Origin of the sequence: Fusibacter sp. 3D3 (assembly GCF_001748365.1) — a bacterium.
GTDB lineage: Bacteria > Bacillota > Clostridia > Peptostreptococcales > Acidaminobacteraceae > Fusibacter_A.
In genome coordinates, this window is the sequence record NZ_BDHH01000001.1 from 67,750 (window position 1) to 84,333 (window position 16,584).

18 protein-coding genes and 1 riboswitch are annotated in these 16,584 nt (G+C 39.0%); of the genes, 7 read left to right on the forward strand and 11 right to left on the reverse strand.

Features of this window, described 5'->3' with window-relative positions; translation table 11 throughout:
- From F3D3_RS00365 to F3D3_RS00405, 9 genes are all read right to left on the reverse strand, one after another.
- Entirely contained in the window at positions 1–1,170 is a 1,170-nt protein-coding gene (locus F3D3_RS00365; protein ID WP_069870104.1) for an alanine racemase, read from the reverse strand.
- An 8-nt stretch (positions 1,171–1,178) separates the two neighbouring features.
- Complete coding sequence (locus tag F3D3_RS00370) at positions 1,179–2,273, reverse strand: aminotransferase class V-fold PLP-dependent enzyme (protein ID WP_069870106.1); 1,095 nt, start codon at positions 2,271–2,273, stop codon at positions 1,179–1,181.
- Between the two features lie 7 nt (positions 2,274–2,280).
- Positions 2,281–3,195 carry a phosphotriesterase gene (locus tag F3D3_RS00375; protein WP_069870108.1) on the reverse strand — a complete coding sequence of 305 codons (915 nt, stop codon included), beginning with the start codon at positions 3,193–3,195 and terminating at the stop codon, positions 2,281–2,283.
- 1 nt (position 3,196) lies between these two features.
- Positions 3,197–4,345, reverse strand: a complete 1,149-nt coding sequence (locus tag F3D3_RS00380) for an amidase family protein (RefSeq protein WP_084388728.1) — start codon at positions 4,343–4,345, stop codon at positions 3,197–3,199.
- Positions 4,346–4,480: 135 nt separating this feature from the next.
- On the reverse strand, positions 4,481–5,758 hold the full coding sequence (locus tag F3D3_RS00385) for a YhfT family protein (RefSeq protein ID WP_069870110.1): 1,278 nt from the start codon (positions 5,756–5,758) through the stop codon (positions 4,481–4,483).
- A 20-nt stretch (positions 5,759–5,778) separates the two neighbouring features.
- Complete coding sequence (locus F3D3_RS00390) at positions 5,779–6,144, reverse strand: DUF2620 domain-containing protein (RefSeq protein ID WP_069870112.1); 366 nt, start codon at positions 6,142–6,144, stop codon at positions 5,779–5,781.
- On the reverse strand, positions 6,141–6,512 hold the full coding sequence (locus tag F3D3_RS00395; RefSeq protein WP_069870114.1) for a PRD domain-containing protein: 372 nt from the start codon (positions 6,510–6,512) through the stop codon (positions 6,141–6,143). Before F3D3_RS00395 ends, F3D3_RS00390 begins: the two co-directional genes overlap by 4 nt.
- Before the next feature lie 47 nt (positions 6,513–6,559).
- A complete protein-coding gene (gene yhfZ / locus F3D3_RS00400; RefSeq protein ID WP_207645327.1) occupies positions 6,560–7,498 on the reverse strand; it encodes a GntR family transcriptional regulator YhfZ in 939 nt (312 codons plus the stop codon).
- A gap of 162 nt (positions 7,499–7,660) precedes the next feature.
- Positions 7,661–8,254: an ECF transporter S component gene (locus F3D3_RS00405; protein WP_069870116.1), complete on the reverse strand. Its 594-nt coding sequence runs from the start codon at positions 8,252–8,254 to the stop codon at positions 7,661–7,663.
- An 88-nt stretch (positions 8,255–8,342) separates the two neighbouring features.
- A riboswitch (FMN riboswitch) is annotated at positions 8,343–8,456 on the reverse strand.
- 383 nt (positions 8,457–8,839) lie between these two features.
- On the opposite strand from F3D3_RS00405, the gene F3D3_RS00410 reads away from it, so the two are divergent.
- The 5 genes from F3D3_RS00410 to F3D3_RS00430 all read left to right on the forward strand — a co-directional run bounded on the left by F3D3_RS00410 (position 8,840) and on the right by F3D3_RS00430 (position 12,594).
- Positions 8,840–9,319, forward strand: coding sequence for a hypothetical protein (locus tag F3D3_RS00410; protein WP_139131978.1), 480 nt, complete (start codon positions 8,840–8,842; stop codon positions 9,317–9,319).
- A gap of 15 nt (positions 9,320–9,334) precedes the next feature.
- A complete protein-coding gene (locus F3D3_RS00415) occupies positions 9,335–9,712 on the forward strand; it encodes a hypothetical protein (RefSeq protein ID WP_069870120.1) in 378 nt (125 codons plus the stop codon).
- Between the two features lie 301 nt (positions 9,713–10,013).
- Entirely contained in the window at positions 10,014–10,979 is a 966-nt protein-coding gene (locus F3D3_RS00420) for a metal ABC transporter solute-binding protein, Zn/Mn family (protein ID WP_069870122.1), read from the forward strand.
- An 11-nt stretch (positions 10,980–10,990) separates the two neighbouring features.
- Positions 10,991–11,785, forward strand: a complete 795-nt coding sequence (locus F3D3_RS00425; protein ID WP_069870125.1) for a metal ABC transporter ATP-binding protein — start codon at positions 10,991–10,993, stop codon at positions 11,783–11,785.
- Complete coding sequence (locus tag F3D3_RS00430; protein WP_084388729.1) at positions 11,782–12,594, forward strand: metal ABC transporter permease; 813 nt, start codon at positions 11,782–11,784, stop codon at positions 12,592–12,594. The genes F3D3_RS00425 and F3D3_RS00430 overlap by 4 nt, the downstream gene beginning before the upstream one ends.
- Positions 12,595–12,692: 98 nt before the next feature.
- Here the strand turns inward: F3D3_RS00430 and F3D3_RS00435 are convergent, their stop codons facing one another.
- Positions 12,693–14,069 (reverse strand): MATE family efflux transporter, encoded by a 1,377-nt coding sequence (locus F3D3_RS00435; protein WP_069870127.1) that lies wholly within the window; start codon positions 14,067–14,069, stop codon positions 12,693–12,695.
- Between the two features lie 184 nt (positions 14,070–14,253).
- On the opposite strand from F3D3_RS00435, the gene F3D3_RS00440 reads away from it, so the two are divergent.
- A complete protein-coding gene (locus tag F3D3_RS00440; RefSeq protein WP_069870129.1) occupies positions 14,254–14,601 on the forward strand; it encodes a cupin domain-containing protein in 348 nt (115 codons plus the stop codon).
- Positions 14,602–14,704: 103 nt separating this feature from the next.
- Positions 14,705–15,973 (forward strand): histidinol dehydrogenase, encoded by a 1,269-nt coding sequence (hisD, locus tag F3D3_RS00445; protein ID WP_069870132.1) that lies wholly within the window; start codon positions 14,705–14,707, stop codon positions 15,971–15,973.
- Between the two features lie 105 nt (positions 15,974–16,078).
- Here hisD and F3D3_RS00450 read toward each other — a convergent pair whose 3' ends face one another.
- Complete coding sequence (locus tag F3D3_RS00450; RefSeq protein ID WP_069870134.1) at positions 16,079–16,582, reverse strand: hypothetical protein; 504 nt, start codon at positions 16,580–16,582, stop codon at positions 16,079–16,081.
- Between the last annotated feature and the right edge of the window lie 2 nt (positions 16,583–16,584).

Genomic DNA, 16,584 nt, shown 5'->3' on the forward strand with positions numbered 1-16,584 from the left:
TCAATCCTTTTTTCTGCCGAGCGCATCGTAAATGCCAATAAGTTTAGGGGCGCCACTCTGAATGCCTTCAACTAAAGCGACGTTACTCCGCGTCATAAAAATTTGTGTTCTAAAAGCATAAATAACCGCATCTCCTATATGACTCTGAATATCTTTTACATCTACCTCTGCATAGTAATCAATCATTAAAGGTGAGGGCTCTTTTGCCTTAACCACTATTCCTTTTGATAAATCGTCTCTAGGAACCACATAAGCTTGATTGACACCCGATCTTTGGTAAAATCCACCCCCAAATACATACGCCGATTGGTCCACATAATGCGATATTTCAGTGAGATAAATCATCGCTGGTTTTTCAGGTAAATCCATAATAGCATGTAAAGGTGTGGTGCCCGTCAAAGCATGACCCGGTTCAGCATGTGTGCCGCCTAGTTTTGCGAGCATTTCGAGGGTATTAACTGAATTTGCACTGGGTAAGTTAATCTGCTCGAGTTTTATGGATAGATGCGTTTGAATTAAATTTGCCGCTTTTAGTACTGTCTTTACATTTTCTGTTGCCACCACTTCCCCTTCACTGTATAAAAAACAGGGAAATGCCGTTAGACCAACCAGTGACACATTTGACATTTCACCAATGGCTTTAGCACTGCTCAGCCACTCTGCCTCTAAAAAACCACCCTTTTGGCCTTCGTAAAGGTGATCCTTATTGCCAACAACTCTCATGAGCAATTTTTGAGTAATACCTATCTTTTCAGCTTCCCTAGAAATACTTCTGGCCTTCTCGAGTGAAAATACAGTAATCACCTCAGGTCTATAATTTAAAATTTCAGCAATCATGTCCTCTGGAATTTGAACCAGATGCCCCACATGGCCAAGTGGTATCCCTTCCTTCGCCAATGCCAATGCTTCCCAAGCATCAACGGCAACGATATGATCAATGCCCTGAGCCATTACTCTTCTTGCTATTTCTGAATTGCGCCCAATTTGCTTTGTCATCAAATAAAGGTGAACACCTTGTTTTTTAGCTTCTTCAACTAATAATCTCGCATTGTTTTCCACAGTATCCAGATCAATTACATAAGTATCTGGTGTAATTTGCTTTTCTTTGCGAAGCATTAAAGCAGCATCAATCAAGGCTTTATTTCTGGCAATTGTCTTCTCTAAAAACATATGACCTCCTATTTTTCTGCCTGTTCAATTGCTTTTTTTAATACATTTATCACAGAATCCGCCCCTGCTCTCATTGGATTTATACGAATCATGGAATGTTCAAGTGCAGGGTCCGCATTTCTAAAAGTTGCCGAAACCCTATAAAATTGAGCAACCACTTCATATTTAGATTCAGCCCCTACTGGATAGGGTGCACCTCCTAATTGCTCGCATTGCTTCAACACTGCTTTTGCAATAGGCTTTTCAAACTCAACGAGCAATACCCGAGATTGTGCATTGGCAATATAGACATTTTTAATGCCTTCAATTTCACCTTTGAATAATCTCTGATAGATCTTGTCGACCTGTTCCGCTTGAATCGCCAGCGCTACGGGTGTATATACCAACGCCCTAAGTGCTTCTAAAGCTTCATGTCCCTGAACCTGACTGCCACCTGAATAATTTATCTTTCTAATGCTTTCGATAAGCGTTTTCTGCCCCAAAACACAACCAACACCCTCAGGCCCTAATAATTTGAACATCGAAAAAGCACTGGCATCAGCGCCCACTTGTATCCCGATCTTAGGTGCTTTCATTACAGCATAATTGTCATCTACAAGAATATTGATTTCTGGATTGATTTGCTTTAGTTTCTCGACAACTGCTTGAAGCTCATAAGAATCTTCTATGCGCTGTCTCGAATGCTGAACCAGTGCAAAGGACGCATCCTTACATGACTGCCACTGATCTTCATTCTCCAAATTAAAATCGATCACGACGGGCGTCAAGCCCATACTTTCAATGATGACTTTTGTGGTCGGGTAAATTGGGGCATCGTGTATGACTATCTTATCAAGAGGTTTATTTAAGACATTAAAAACATTTCTGATAGCACCCGTCCCTGAACCCCGAACTAAAATTGCGGCTTCTGCATCAAAGCATTTTGCAAGAACAGCCTCCACTTTTCGAGTCATCTTCGGAGCACCTTCTTCTAGAGAAACCCCTAAATCTCCCTGTGTTAACATCTCGCTTCCTGGAATCGTCTCCTGAATACAACTGACAAGGTGAAATTGCATTTCCATAGCTTGATCGATTGTCATAGGCACAATGGGATATGTCTTCATATTATTATCATTCCTTTCGCATCAATATTCTCTTTGGATTCTCCACTAACATTTTCCTAACGGCTTCATCATCAACACCTTCAGCCATCAATAAAGGTAAAAATACCTCCACCAAATAGCCGTATCCAATGCCGCCATTAGCCTTTAAATGAGATTTTCTCGTCATATCTTGGGACAAAACAATCTGATCGACATGTCCCCGCTCTATCAAATGGGCGATGTGTTTAGCTCTGATTTCATCTGAACCATAATTCAACTTTCCGATCGTATCAAATGCCAAAACAGCGCCCTTATCTGCAATTTTTAAATGGTATGCCTTTTCACAATTTAAATCCACATGGCCAATGACCACTTTTGATAAATCAACACCAAATTGACTCAAATACTCTAATTGCTCAACGCCATAGGTGCCAAGTGTGGTATGTGTTGCAATGGGAGCACCTGTCTCCAAATGCGTTCTTGCTGCAATTTCAAAGACTTTCTCCTCTAGAGGCATCATCTGATCCTTACTCGTACCGATTTCACCGATAACCTGAGCCCTCACAGAGGTGTCCTCTATGCCCGTTATTATTTCACGAACCAACTGCTTAACAAGTTCTGTGACTGTGCTTTGGGTTACACGCTCTGGCAAGAAGGGCTCCTTATAAAACCCCGTGCTCATGATAATCTGCATTTCAGATGCATTGGAAATACGCATGATCTGCATGAGATCTCTGCCCATCCCGTGATTAGTCATCTCTACAAGGGTCGAAATCCCTAATTCCTTTAAAGTTTTCATCTCATCGATAACTTGATCTACAGCATTGTACTGGGTATCTGGATCGCCTTTGACCCTTGATAAGTCCAAGTACAAATGCTCATGAAAATAAGTTTTTCCTAAATTTTCAGGTGTGATTATACCCTGAACACCGTAAATTGACATATCATACCTCCCTTCCAAAAGCATTATCCCTAGACTGCTCATGCCCTAGAAAATAGTTTTCATACAGCGCTGGTCTCTTAAAACACGCCGCAATCTGCATACCGAGTTTCATCAATCTTATGCCAGTTGCTCTGCCCGTTTTGCTGAGCATTACAAGTCCTGTTGCGAGTTCACCGGTTGGAATCGTAATCGCTGTGGCGTTTATCATATTTGCAGATTTAACCAAATACTTGCCCGATTTAGAAACTTCATTTTGCCCTGTTTCTCCCCACACCCCCATGATTGAATCCCCATAACCATATAGATCTATTGGACCTTCAAGCGTCATCATAACATCGACCCCATCCTCAAACAATTGATTCATAAAAGAAATGCTTTCATGACGATTTTGAAGATTTGGAACCCTTACCTTTTCAATCGAAATATACTCTGAAAAATTACGGATGAGAGGTTCAAGGGAATCTGTCATATCTCTTCCATTTGGCAAAATAATACTGCCTTCAACTGGAATGGCTACGCGCAGGGGCATGAGTGCTGAAACTGAAACTGAGGCTGAAACTGAGATTGAGGCTAGCTCATCAGCCCATTCCGCATCAGTGATATCGCATAAAATTCGAATGGCCTGAACGCATTGTGAATAAGTATGCGAAATGACTCCAATCCCAGGTACAAAAGATAAACCCTCTGTGGATACTTTCTTATCATGGCCCATAAGACCAAGGCCTTTTCCCATAATGGAATAGAGTTGAGTACTAATGGCAGGTGCCAATACAGAGCCACCGCCGTCCGTGCCAATCGCCAAATCATTTATACCTTTCAATATATTAATGCAGCCACCACTTGAAGAACCCGTCATCAATTTCCCAGTCAAAGGATTGATACAACTTATATCCACTGCACGTCCTCGATCTGACATCGAGTCCACTGTATGAAAAATAAACTGTTTTTCTTTAGTCAATTTTTTCACCAAATCTCTAGAAATTTGATTCGTATTTTTTACACCAAATAAGGTGACAGGCTCCTGCCCTTCAATTAAAGCACTTGCCACAGCCTCTATCATGTTCTTTTGAAAAGAGACAACCGTTCCCCCCTCTTCTTCCTTTGCTCTTATCATGGCATTCATAATGCGATTTAATTCGCTTTTTTGCACATGCTCACCTCCTAAATTTCAAGCTTTTTTCAATCACAAGCTTGCATTTGAATTCTCCTTTGACGCTATAAACACATTTATGGATGACTTTAAAATCTTGAAGGAAGCTGGGATCACTTCCTTCAAGGCTCTAAACTACGCAACAACAAACAATCCTATCAGTGCCAATAGATTTACAAAAATACCGACTAAAATCGCTGCAATAGGTCCTACTGCCATTCGAACAAAAGGCTTTCCTGCAATTTCATTTAATATATAAAGGCCTACTACTAGGAAATATCCAATTCCTGGTGCCATGGCATTTGCAGCATTCATACCACCAACTAACAAGGCAATTTCAAGTAATTTAGTCATTGCCATTCGAATATTATCACCTGATTTTCTAATGCCAGGGAATTTATCGATAAAATGTGCGATTCGATCTAATAATAAAACTTCACAGCCGATAACCACAGCGCCTATTAAACCTGCTAAAATCGGATTTCTAACAAATAGACCCACAGCAAATACAAAAGTCATTCCAACAGGTCCATAGACCCCTGTGACGATTGCAGTGGATGCTACCAGTGGAATAAAACCAATACCACGTGCAAGTGAAGCAAATCCGGCATCAATGAATTGACTTTCTTTCATAAGATTTAATGAAATCGGATCTCCTGCAATCAGATTGGAAGCAGTTGCTGCGGCAACCAAGCCCCCCATAAGCATCAATATCGGCAGATTTTTTCGAATACGCTTGACGCGCTCTGCAAAAATCGAGACCAAATCAACGGTTTCTCCTTCCTGTTTTTCTCGCATTGCGAAAATCAGCAGAATGGTCATACCGATAATTAAAGCACTTCCTTGAGGGTTTAATTTGATTGTAGCAGTGCCAAGGCTAATACTTCCAAATAAAGCCGCGGCCTGATAAGCCATAACAGAAACGAATAGATTTATAATGCCTTTTTTTACACCGTATTGATACGCAGTTGCAAGCGCTGGAAACGCTGCGAATGCAACAACTACAGGCGTTCCGACTTCGCCTAAGCTTCCCAAGAAATTCACTGGTAACAATTCAAAAGCCTTAACGACGCTTTCAAGCCCAAGTAAAATGCCAATGCCATATAAAGCACCTATTACACCCGAAATGATTAAGCCTTTTTTCCCATCTGGTGATGATGCGCCTATGATATCTGTGCCAAGTAAAATGCAGTGAATTAGAATAATATTTGCTGCCAATGAAAATGGAATTCCAAAACCGATTACCAAACCAAAACTCATTGCAAAGGTAGTGGCAGCTAACTCTTTTCTGGTCATCCTACCTTCAATGTGCTCAGGCATAATCGGTCTGAGACCATCATTAAATACCGCAATCCCTTTGTTTGCCATGATTGATGCCAATGCACCTAATAAAGCCATTAAAATGATGTTCATTTTTGTTCCCCCTTTTACGATTATTTTTTCTTGAGAATTTCTCTCACAATTACAGCCAATGCTGCTTCTGCATGATCTCCTGTGAAACCAAATGCAACTTTGCCCTCTTCCACCGCCTTTACAATATCAGCTTCCTTTGGCGGTCGCCCTGGCATAGAAACCGTTGCACATTTGTTGACTGTCAACAGGGCTATCGCCATACTCAATGCGCCTCCGCCACCGGTGTGACAAGCGCCGACATAGAAATCGGCTTTTTTAGTCTGAATGGCTAAAGCGGCCTGCATATCCGACATAACGCTTACTTCTACAGCATCACCTCCCATTTCTTTGATGATCTTGGAAATATCATCCTTGCGAATTGCACCACCCACTACAAATCGAATCATTTCATACCTCCTTTTTCAATTACTGTACAAAAATGCGCTGCAATATAGCCAATTTCTGCTTCGGGAATGCACCATCCCATATGAGCCTCTACGACTTCAAGATACTTGGATAACGCTTTATAACTTGGTGTTTGAGCAATCTGCTCCAACAGAAAATCATCCATTTTTTCAACGGTTTCGCCTCTTTCAATTCTCGAAAGTGCTGTTGCAAAATGCGTCACTAACATAGCACCATTCTCTTCATCAAAGTTTAAATGGTATTCAGATTCCATTTTCTTTGCAAACGCCACAATAGCACTTTCCATTTTTCCTGTGATCTGCCCCGCATTCTTTAAAATTTCAAGTCTTTCATAAATTGAATTTTCCATAACGCCCCTTTCAATATACGTTTTTCCGTATATTCGTTTTAAAAAAATTAATAGATCGGTATCATATCATTATTCATCACTTTTTTTTGAACCTCTTCTACCATTTCTAGATCAAGCAATCTTTCCATGATTCTTCCGATCACTTTTGTTTCATTGCTTACAACGATAACTGCAACATTTCCTTTTTTATCCATCTCAATCGCCACAGGATTTTTTAAAGGCTGAATGTACACCTCTAATTTTTTTTCGAAAATTTCATCTCCATTCCAAATGGCTGCATCAATTTCATTCATTTCAAGCTTTTGTATGATTTGATTATAAGGTGTTGCCACATAAGTTACCTTTAGGGATTTGCACTCTACTTCAGTCAATTTAGATTGATCTAGAGAAACACTGTCAAATCCTACTCGCATACCATTTGTAATGCGCTTGTGTTTTGGATCTCTAAAAATCACCACATGTTTCCCCACATAACTTTCCGATTTAAACTCATGGACAATCGATAAGTTCGGATTTTCATTTTGATGAATCTCAGCAGCGAGCTTAGAGATAATAGCAAAGCTGTACTTCCCAAAGTTAAGTGCTTGAATTCTTTTCTCTGCACCCCTCATAAAAGATAAACTAAAGGGAATTTCTTTATTTTCAAAGACCTTGTAAAGTCCCGTTGCCAATCCTTCATATCGCTTAGAATACGGTAATGGCATTGCGCCTATAATAACACCAAAGTCAGAGTACTCCCAAAGTTTTTTGTGATTCGTTTTAACGAGAAAAGTGCCTAAATGTCCTCTAGATTCCAGTGAAATACAGCCGTCATCTTGTAAAAACTTCATAGCCGATTGAACAGTGCCACGCGAGCTCTCTAATAGATCCACATATTCCGTAATCGTACGAATGCGATCCCCTACCTCATAAGAAAAAAGCTCTTGTGAAAGCATCTTTATCGCTAACCCATTCTTTGACATTAATCTGTTTGTACTTAAATCCACTGATTCACCCTCCAAATTACATTATACAATATATTGTACATTGACTTTATCATATTTTTTCCTGTGATGCAAGAGGTAAAATAAAAAATCTCTGAAATGAGATCGGCTATGAGCCCTTCTTATTTCAGAGATTTACGACTTACTAAACAAGTATTCTGTAGATTAACGTGTTAAAATCGGTGATATACGTTTGTAAAGCATCATGGTCACCAGTGAAACAACCAATCCTTTAAAGAGGTTAAAAGGAACAATCCCATATAACACCAATGTCAATATGCTGTTGATATTAGGATTTATAATTGTGCCCATACCAACGATCGCATCAATCGGCATAAAGTTGGTGTAAAAAGGGATCAAGACGAAGTAATTGGCAAATGCGCCCATAATGGCCATTGCTAGTGTGCCCACAAGCAATCCAATCACAGCACCCGCTTTTGATTTCGCTTTTTTATAAATAAGCGCTGCTGGTATCACCATGGCAATACCAATTAAAAAGTTAGCGATTTCACCCACACCACCAGTAGATGTTCTGAGTAAATGCAAGGTGTTTTTAATCGCTTCGATTGCAATTCCAGCCACTGGGCCAAGTGCAAAAGCACCAATAAGCGCGGGTAGATCACTGAGATCTATCTTTAAAAACCCTGGGAAAATTGGAACTTGAATCTCTATAAAATAGAGAATAAAAGAAATAACACTGAGCATTGCAATTTTGGTCATCATTTTAACAGATATTCTTTTTGCTGTCGTTGTCGTCATATATAGACCTCCCATAAATATTATTGGCTTTACGGGCATAAAAAAACCCTAAAGCATGCACTTCAGGGTAAAATAGCATTATAATAATAAACCTCTTCTTTCATCCAGACTATACTGTCGGCTCTGGAATCTAACCAGATCAACCTTTCGGCTCGCGGGCTTTACCGCCGGTGGGGACTTACACCCCGCCCTGAAGATTATTACATGTTTAGTATAGCACCACTGAGGGGGGGATGTCAATATGGCTTTTGAGGCAACAAATTTTAATTTTCACTAATATATTTTGAAAACAACTCGTATTAGTGTTTAAATTCATAAATCGTGGTAATATATAGCATATGTATTTCATTACAGTGTAGAGCAGTTTATACATCACATAACAATTAAAGCTACATACTTTAAAGATTACATGTTTAGACTTTAATTGAAATCAATTTTAAATATCTTCCCTAATTAATTGTTGCTTCTTCATACTTATCACAATCTTCGTTTAATTGATTACATGATTCGTTTTGTATGTATGAACTTTACCCTGCACCATCCACTTAAATGATTAAGAAGGGGTGTAACATGTGGGATAGTTCGATGGATTGGAAAGAACATTTTAAGAAAAAACCGGTTACCACAGCAAAAACCGATGAAATTGGACAGAGTGATCAGGTAAAAACTCTTCCTAAATCAACTGAATGGAAAAAACCTAAAGAAAAAGAAGCAGAAGAAAATGATGTGAAATTTGGACAACAAGGTGTTTCTAAATTTTTTAGCACTCAAGGAAAGTTTAAAGGTGTTGAACTAACCCTTGTTGCAGAAGAATTAAAATCAAAAAAACGTTCTCCTGATGAGCTCCCCATTGAATACATTCTACGTGATGGTGTAAAAATAACATTAAATAATCGCTCATTAACAGCCTTAACACTTGCAGGCTTAAAACCAACAAATCTAATTGACAGAACCGGGAATGTTTATTTAGAAAAACAGTTAACTGAAAGATTAGCTGAAATGGGTGGAATACCGGGTGAATCGATGCAAATTAGAAAGACAGGAACAATCGCATATTTACAATAAAAAAATGGAGGTTATATGAAACCAATACAATTACCGAGGCCTGTTAGTCAATGCGATGAATCTCCTCGTGTTGAAATGATAAATGGGGATGTGATATTAAAGTATGAAAATAGTGAATATGAAGAACAAATTGTTATTAATTTTAAGGACGTATATGGATTTAAGTATACTGAAACAGAATATATTGATACTTTAGAATATATTTTTGGTTGTGTAGAAATTGAGAACTCTTTATGGATAGAATCTTTTTTAAATGCATGGGAACTTAGAGAAAGAAGTAGAGATGATGCTTTCGGAGGAGAACCCTCAAAAATCATCCATTATAGACTGTGTTTTGACGAATATGGTATGTATGATATACTGTGTAAACATATGGAGTCAGAAAAGTCGTAACCTAACTAAGCAATGGTGAGAATCTTCTTACCATTGCTTTTCATTTTTGAAGACCTCTTTTACTGGATGTCCATTTATAATTTTCTGACCTCAGATATTACATGAATGCTTTTGAACCTTCTAGGTCAAGTAAAAGCTATTTTAAAGATACTCTTAAATCTAATTTTAGTGTTGCTCCAATATTCAGAAAAAGGGCATATAAGGTTTAGTTCAACTAAAATGGTTTTTAAAATGTTTATCATATATCCCCACCCACGATATGATATACTATATCATTATGATCATTATTCGGAGGTAAAACATGACATTTAACTACAAACGCATCGCCTTGCTGTTTATTCTAACGCTTTCAGTCATTTTATATACGGGTTGCGCCACAGACACAAGCGATTCTCCAAAACTTAAAATTTCCACAGGAATCTTACCCATTAAAGCTTTTACAGCAGCGATTGGTGGATCATATGTGGAAGTTGAAGCACTGATCCCAGTGGGCGCCAATCCGCATAATTATCAGCCTTCTCCAAGCGCCATGAAATTTTTATCCGACGCTAAACTTTATATCTATGTGGGCGTGCCTACAGAAAATGAGAACATCATGCCTAAAATTAAGGATTTTAACACTCAAATCGAAGTCCTCAATTTACAAGAAGCACTTGCAGAGGTTCATCCCTTTTTAACAGGCGAAGCGCATGACCACGAAGCTGAAGATGAAGCCCATGTTGAAGATCACCCCGAAATGATTGAATTTGAATCTCAAATGTTAGACCCTAGTTCAGAAATTGGCGCGTATGCTGATTACGATCCTCATACTTGGGTATCCCCTAAAAGAGCGATTACAATGGCTGGTAGCATTAGAGATACCTTGATCCAAATGGATCCCGATCATGAAGCCGATTATCAAGCCAATGCCGATGCATTGATTCAAAAATTATCTGAACTTGATCAGACCATTCTGGATAAAGTTTCAACGCTTGATCAAAAGACCTACCTGATCTATCATTCTTCCTATAATTATTTTGCATTTGATTATGGTCTATCTTTTATTTCAATAGAAAATGAAGGTAAATCGCCTACAATTCAAGACATTCAAAATGCCATAGACATTGCAAAGGAGAATCGCATCAGTACGCTTTTTTATCAAAACGAATTCTCGGTAGAACAAGCAAAATCTATCTCCGAAGAAATAGAGGGCAATGCAGTTCCCCTTGAGCCATTATCTGAAAAATACTTTGATTCAATGGCGCTCTTAATTGAACACTTAAACTAGAGAGGTTTAAAATGCCAAACGAACGCGTCACAAAAGACTTACAACTAAAACTCCAAGATATCAGTGTCTCCTATGGGCGCAATGTGATTTTGAACCATATTTCAATTGATATCTTTAAAGGGGATTATATCGGCATCATCGGTCCAAATGGTGCTGGGAAATCCACCTTGATTAAAGCCATTTTGGGCTTAATCCCTCTTCAAAAAGGGGCTATTCAAAAATCGAACACCTTACGCATTGGCTACGTGCCTCAATATTCTCAGTTTGAAAAGAATTTCCCCATCACTGTTATGGACACTATTTTGATGGGTTCCATTACACCAAATTCCGAATTTTTCCATAGACATTCCAAATCAGAAAAAGAAAAGGCTGTCGCTCTTGCCGAATTTTTGCATATTGAAGATTGCCTTCACAAGAATATCAACAATGTCTCTGGCGGGCAAATGCAAAAATCAATGATTGCACGTGCTATGATACAGTCTCCAGATATTCTGATTTTAGACGAACCCACTTCTAACGTAGACAATAATTCACGAAATGAAATCTATGATATTTTACGTGATATCAACAAAACTCAAGACACAACCGTTTTGCTGATCAGTCACGATATCGGTGCTATTTCTGCGTATGTAAAATCTGTGGCTTGCTTAAATCAAACCCTTCATTATCACCCCGAACGTGCATTTACAGGACCAGAAATTGAGCGTACTTTTGATTGCCCAATCGATTTAATTGCTCACGGAGCGCCGCATCGCGTTTTAGAACAACATGATATTGTAGACTTAACCACTGGGAGGCCTCAATGATCTTAGCAGATTTTATCCAGTATGACTTTTTGAGAAATGCTTTGTTAGGGGGCATTTTAGCCAGTATTTTATGCGGTATTATCGGAACGATTATTATAGAGAAGAAACTGGTTATGATGAGTGGCGGTATCGCTCATGCCAGTCTAGGCGGTATTGGCATTGCCCATTTTTTTAATTTTGATTATTTAATAGGGGCTTTGTCCTTTTCCTTTTTGTCCTCACTGGTCATATCGGCTTCTAGGAAAAAAGAAAAAGCCTATACGGACACGATCATCGGGATGATTTGGTCCTTTAGTATGGCCGTCGGCTTGCTCTTCATCTATTTAAAGCCAGGATTTCCGCCAGACATAAACGGTTTTTTATTTGGCGACATATTAACGGTGTCCAATAGCAATTTAAAATTTATTGCTTTTGCACTTGTGGTAACTTTAGTGGTGATTCTTTCACAATTTAACTACTGGAAGTATTTCTTGTTTGATGAAGAATATGCCTCTGTTTTAGGCATCAACGTTGATCGTTATACGATTGTACTCTTTGCACTGATTTCACTTGCCATTGTCTCGTTGATTAAACTTGCGGGTATTATTCTGATCATCGCCCTTTTGACAATCCCACCCATGCTTGCTAAACTGTTTTTTAAAAAGTTCAATCAGGTCATGATCGCTGCTGTGATCATCAGTATTGGCTTTATTATTTCGGGATTATTAATCTCCTACAGTTTGAATATACCCTCAGGTATTACCATTATTATTGTCAGCAGCTCTTGCTTTTTCTTTGCAAAACTCATTAAAACAAAGTCACTTTTTTAAGCCATAGCAAAGCCCGCTTCTCTACCTTCATAACCCTTGCGCAAGAAAGCCCTTTCAAAATAGAGGATTTGCTATTTTGAAAGGGCTCTTTTTTGGGTTTATAAATCCACGGATACTTGTGGTTTAGTCTTGATGATTTGATGTTGCCAGTTGCCTGTAAGATAAATGCCGTAGCCAATCAAACATATCAGTAAGTTGCTTGAAACCATTGCATACCAAATAGAGGAAGGTCCAAATCCAGGGCATATTCTGAGAAAAAACACCATTGGAATCCGAATGCCCCACAGCCTTCCCATCATAATGATCATCGCTGAAAGGGTATGCCCTGACCCTTGAAATGTCCCTACAAGTATTTGGAATACACCCATAAGTGGGACTGACATAATAAGAATTCTTAAGTATTCCGTACTATTTTGAATGATGGCCTCATTAGTGGCAAAAGCTTCAACGATATTTCTGGCAAACGGCCACATGATCAACCCACTGGTCACCAAAATAAACGTGGATAGAATTGCACTTGTTCGAACCGCCTCTTTCGCCCTCTGCTTATTATCTGCCCCCAAGTTTTGGCCCACCACAGTGGCAAGTGCGCTGCCTATCCCCATTGCAGGCATCATGATCAATGAATTAATACGGTTACCAATGGCAAATGCTGTTAGCGTCACTTCTCCAAAGGAAATGAGAAAGACATTTAAAATTGCAAAACCAAAAGCCGTTGTGGCCTGGCCAATTGAAGAAGGCAGTCCTACGCTTATAATTTTCCATATAATCTCCATATCCCATTTGAGCTCTTTCAGCGTAATTTTAATGCCTTTATCTTTTACAAAGAGCGTGCTCACCGCATAAAGTGCAAAAACAGTTTGCGCAATAATCGTTGCAAGAGCAGCTCCGGAAATCCCCATTTGAAACTTGAATATAAAAATCGGATCCAGTATCATGTTTAAAAGAACCGCACTCCCTCCGATAATCATTGGTGAAATGGTGTCCCCCTGCCCCTGCTTGATACTGTTATAGGCTTGTAATAAAAAAATCGCAGGCATCCCTAAAAATGTAATCGAAAGGTAGGTGGTTGCATTATCATAAAGCGATCCAGTAGCCCCCATCCACTTTACAATATGACCACTAAGTCCAACGCCTATCATAGCAAGAATCACTGCCATAGCAAATAAAAAGCTCACCACTTGCCCTGAAATAAGCCTTGCTTTTTCATGCTTATCCGCTCCAATATATTGGGAAATTAAAGCACTTGCTGCAATGGACATCCCTATTCCAAATGCCATTACCATAAAATTAATCGGCCATACCAACTGTATGGCAGCCACCTCATTGCCCCCTAATCGGCCGACAAAAAATGTGTCCGTAAGATTATAAACCGTTTGGATGAAATTGTTGATCATAACAGGCACAGACAAAGCCCATATGACTTTTTTCATATCACCTTTTAAGATCAATTCTCTTTTTTCTGAATAGTTCATAGCGTCCCTCCGTCATATACAAATAGTATAGCACAGGATCATTCGCGACTCAAACATTTCGTGTCACTAATTATTTTCAAATTATTAATAGATACGCTCTTTAAACCTATTAAATTTCTGTTATAATATCTATAACTAGCTTTTGACACTATAACTCAAAACTCAAGATAAAAAGGAGGGTCCAATGATTGTTGGAAATTTTAAGGATTTAACAGCTTCAGAAATCACAAGTAATGAAGCAAAAAATGCTGCTATGAAGGTTTTAGTATCACCTTCTGAAGGTTGGGAAGACCATGTTATGCGTGTTATCGAGCTCGAAGCAGAAGGTTTTTCGCCAAAGCATCAACACGATTGGCCTCATATCAATTACGTCATTGAAGGTGAAGGTACGTTACTGATAGAAGATACCTTACATGAACTAAAAGCTGGAAGTTATGCTTTCGTCCCTTCCAATACGTTACATCAGTTTTCTAATACAGGTCCAAGTCCGTTAAAATTTATCTGCATTGTTCCTGTCAAAGGTCATAAATAGTGTTTATTTGAGACACTAATATGACTAAGGCGACTCTAGTATCGAACCTACAGTTGCTTGTCCGAGTCCTATGGAAATGACATCAAAAGGAGCCTATGATTATATGAAATATATTAAGAAATCGATTGAAAGACCCGCCACAGATTTAAAAGATCTTAAGATGAATGTCGCAAACATTATCGAGCAAGTCAAGCAAGATGGCGATGATGCTCTATTGAGATACAATGCCAAATTTGATTTAAACACAAGAAAATCACTTAAAGTAACAGCCGCTGAAATCCAAAATGCTTATGAGCAAGTTTCAGAGGTTCTCATTAACGATCTTAAAATTGCCAGTGATCACATAACCCGTTTTGCCAAAGCTCAGAAATCTACGATCAGTGATCTGCCTACTTTTACTGTGGCGCCTGGTATAGAACTTGGACATCGTGTCGTGCCTATTGAGTCTTGTCTCTGTTACGTCCCTGGAGGCAATTATCCCTTGTTTTCATCGGCACTGATGCTGGTTATTCCAGCTAAAGTCGCTGGTGTAAAACGTGTCGTTGCCTGTTCTCCCGCTGTAAAAGGAACCGAACAAATCGCACCTGAAACACTTGTTGCACTGGATATTGCAGGTGTTGATGAAATTTACGTGGTGGGCGGCGCACATGCCATAGCTGCGTTTTCCTATGGCACAGAGCGTATCAAACCCGTTGACCTCATCGTGGGTCCTGGTAACCAGTATGTCACAGAGGCCAAGCGTCAATGCTATGGTCAAATCGGTATTGATTTTGTGGCGGGTCCCAGCGAAGTCATGATTTTGGCAGATGAACATGCTGATCCAGAAATTCTTGCAGCTGACCTATTGGGCCAGTCCGAGCATGACCTTTTGGCGAAGGGCATCTTAGTCACTACAAGTGAAACAATTGCCGTACAGACCTTGCAAGCTGTTGAAAGTCAACTCGAAACACTGGAAACGGCTGATATAGCACGAAAGTCTTGGGAAGTTTTCGGTGAAATCATAGTGATCGATCGTTTAGAAGAGGGCATACAGCTCTGTAACCAACTCGCACCAGAACATCTCGAACTTGTCATCCAGACGCCAGAAGCCATTATAGATCAGCTCTATAATTATGGTTCCCTCTTTATTGGAGAATGGTCTGCTGAAGTCCTAGGCGATTACATTTCTGGTACAAATCACACTTTACCGACCTTAAAAGCCGCAAGGTATACAGGGGGTGTCTATGTGGGCACTTTTCTTAAAACATTGACACATCAGACGATTAAGCCAGATGCACTGAGGAAGATTGGCCCTTCTGCCTATCGAATGGCGAAATCCGAAGGCCTTCATGCACATGCGAACGCAGTGGACATCAGACTAAAAAAATTATAGAATTTCATTTTAAAACTATTAAAGGCGTAGTGTAGAGATATAATCATCCCCACACTACGCCTTTAATGGTTTTTACCATTAATACAAAGTTTTTATCCCTCTATTTTACTCTAATGACTTCATCTCTGATGGCTCTATAAAGTAAGAACATCCTCTTCCTATTAACTTTTTATCGCGAACAATATGACTCAATCTTGCTATTGTATTAAAATCAGCATGAATCGTTTTAAAAACTAATCTAGTCATTGTGAAATCTTTGTTTTCTAAAAACTGATCAATCTTAGATGTTAAATCGTACGGACTAATTAGAAAGAACTCATCAGCCCATTGAAAAACACAATCTTTATATGGCGAGATCGAAAACAGTTCAAAAGATGTTTCAAAATCATACCTATCAATGAATTTATTATTTTTCCAATTATCTCTTTCTTTCCAATTATCCCCATCTAGGAAATGAATATAAAACGATTTATCTTTATTGCTAAATATCCTTAAAATTTCCTTTACGCTTTCATTATTTGTTCTCAGTATTCCAATAGATTCTCCAACTCTAACTTTTCTTTTAAGGTATTTTGGATTAGTCAGTGTCTTATATGATTTATTACTCATAC

Excerpts from the sequence above, each read along its gene's own strand:
- F3D3_RS00365 (WP_069870104.1), bottom strand. The coding sequence starts at position 1,170 with ATGTTTTTAGAGAAGACAATTGCCAGAAATAAAGCCTTGATTGATGCT.
- F3D3_RS00370 (WP_069870106.1), bottom strand. The coding sequence starts at position 2,273 with ATGAAGACATATCCCATTGTGCCTATGACAATCGATCAAGCTATGGAA.
- F3D3_RS00375 (WP_069870108.1), bottom strand. The coding sequence starts at position 3,195 with ATGTCAATTTACGGTGTTCAGGGTATAATCACACCTGAAAATTTAGGA.
- F3D3_RS00385 (WP_069870110.1), bottom strand. The coding sequence starts at position 5,758 with ATGAACATCATTTTAATGGCTTTATTAGGTGCATTGGCATCAATCATG.
- F3D3_RS00390 (WP_069870112.1), bottom strand. The coding sequence starts at position 6,144 with ATGATTCGATTTGTAGTGGGTGGTGCAATTCGCAAGGATGATATTTCC.
- F3D3_RS00395 (WP_069870114.1), bottom strand. The coding sequence starts at position 6,512 with ATGGAAAATTCAATTTATGAAAGACTTGAAATTTTAAAGAATGCGGGG.
- F3D3_RS00405 (WP_069870116.1), bottom strand. The coding sequence starts at position 8,254 with ATGACGACAACGACAGCAAAAAGAATATCTGTTAAAATGATGACCAAA.
- F3D3_RS00410 (WP_139131978.1), top strand. The coding sequence starts at position 8,840 with ATGGATTGGAAAGAACATTTTAAGAAAAAACCGGTTACCACAGCAAAA.
- F3D3_RS00415 (WP_069870120.1), top strand. The coding sequence starts at position 9,335 with ATGAAACCAATACAATTACCGAGGCCTGTTAGTCAATGCGATGAATCT.
- F3D3_RS00420 (WP_069870122.1), top strand. The coding sequence starts at position 10,014 with ATGACATTTAACTACAAACGCATCGCCTTGCTGTTTATTCTAACGCTT.
- F3D3_RS00425 (WP_069870125.1), top strand. The coding sequence starts at position 10,991 with ATGCCAAACGAACGCGTCACAAAAGACTTACAACTAAAACTCCAAGAT.
- F3D3_RS00430 (WP_084388729.1), top strand. The coding sequence starts at position 11,782 with ATGATCTTAGCAGATTTTATCCAGTATGACTTTTTGAGAAATGCTTTG.
- F3D3_RS00435 (WP_069870127.1), bottom strand. The coding sequence starts at position 14,069 with ATGAACTATTCAGAAAAAAGAGAATTGATCTTAAAAGGTGATATGAAA.
- F3D3_RS00440 (WP_069870129.1), top strand. The coding sequence starts at position 14,254 with ATGATTGTTGGAAATTTTAAGGATTTAACAGCTTCAGAAATCACAAGT.
- hisD (WP_069870132.1), top strand. The coding sequence starts at position 14,705 with ATGAAATATATTAAGAAATCGATTGAAAGACCCGCCACAGATTTAAAA.
- F3D3_RS00450 (WP_069870134.1), bottom strand. The coding sequence starts at position 16,582 with ATGAGTAATAAATCATATAAGACACTGACTAATCCAAAATACCTTAAA.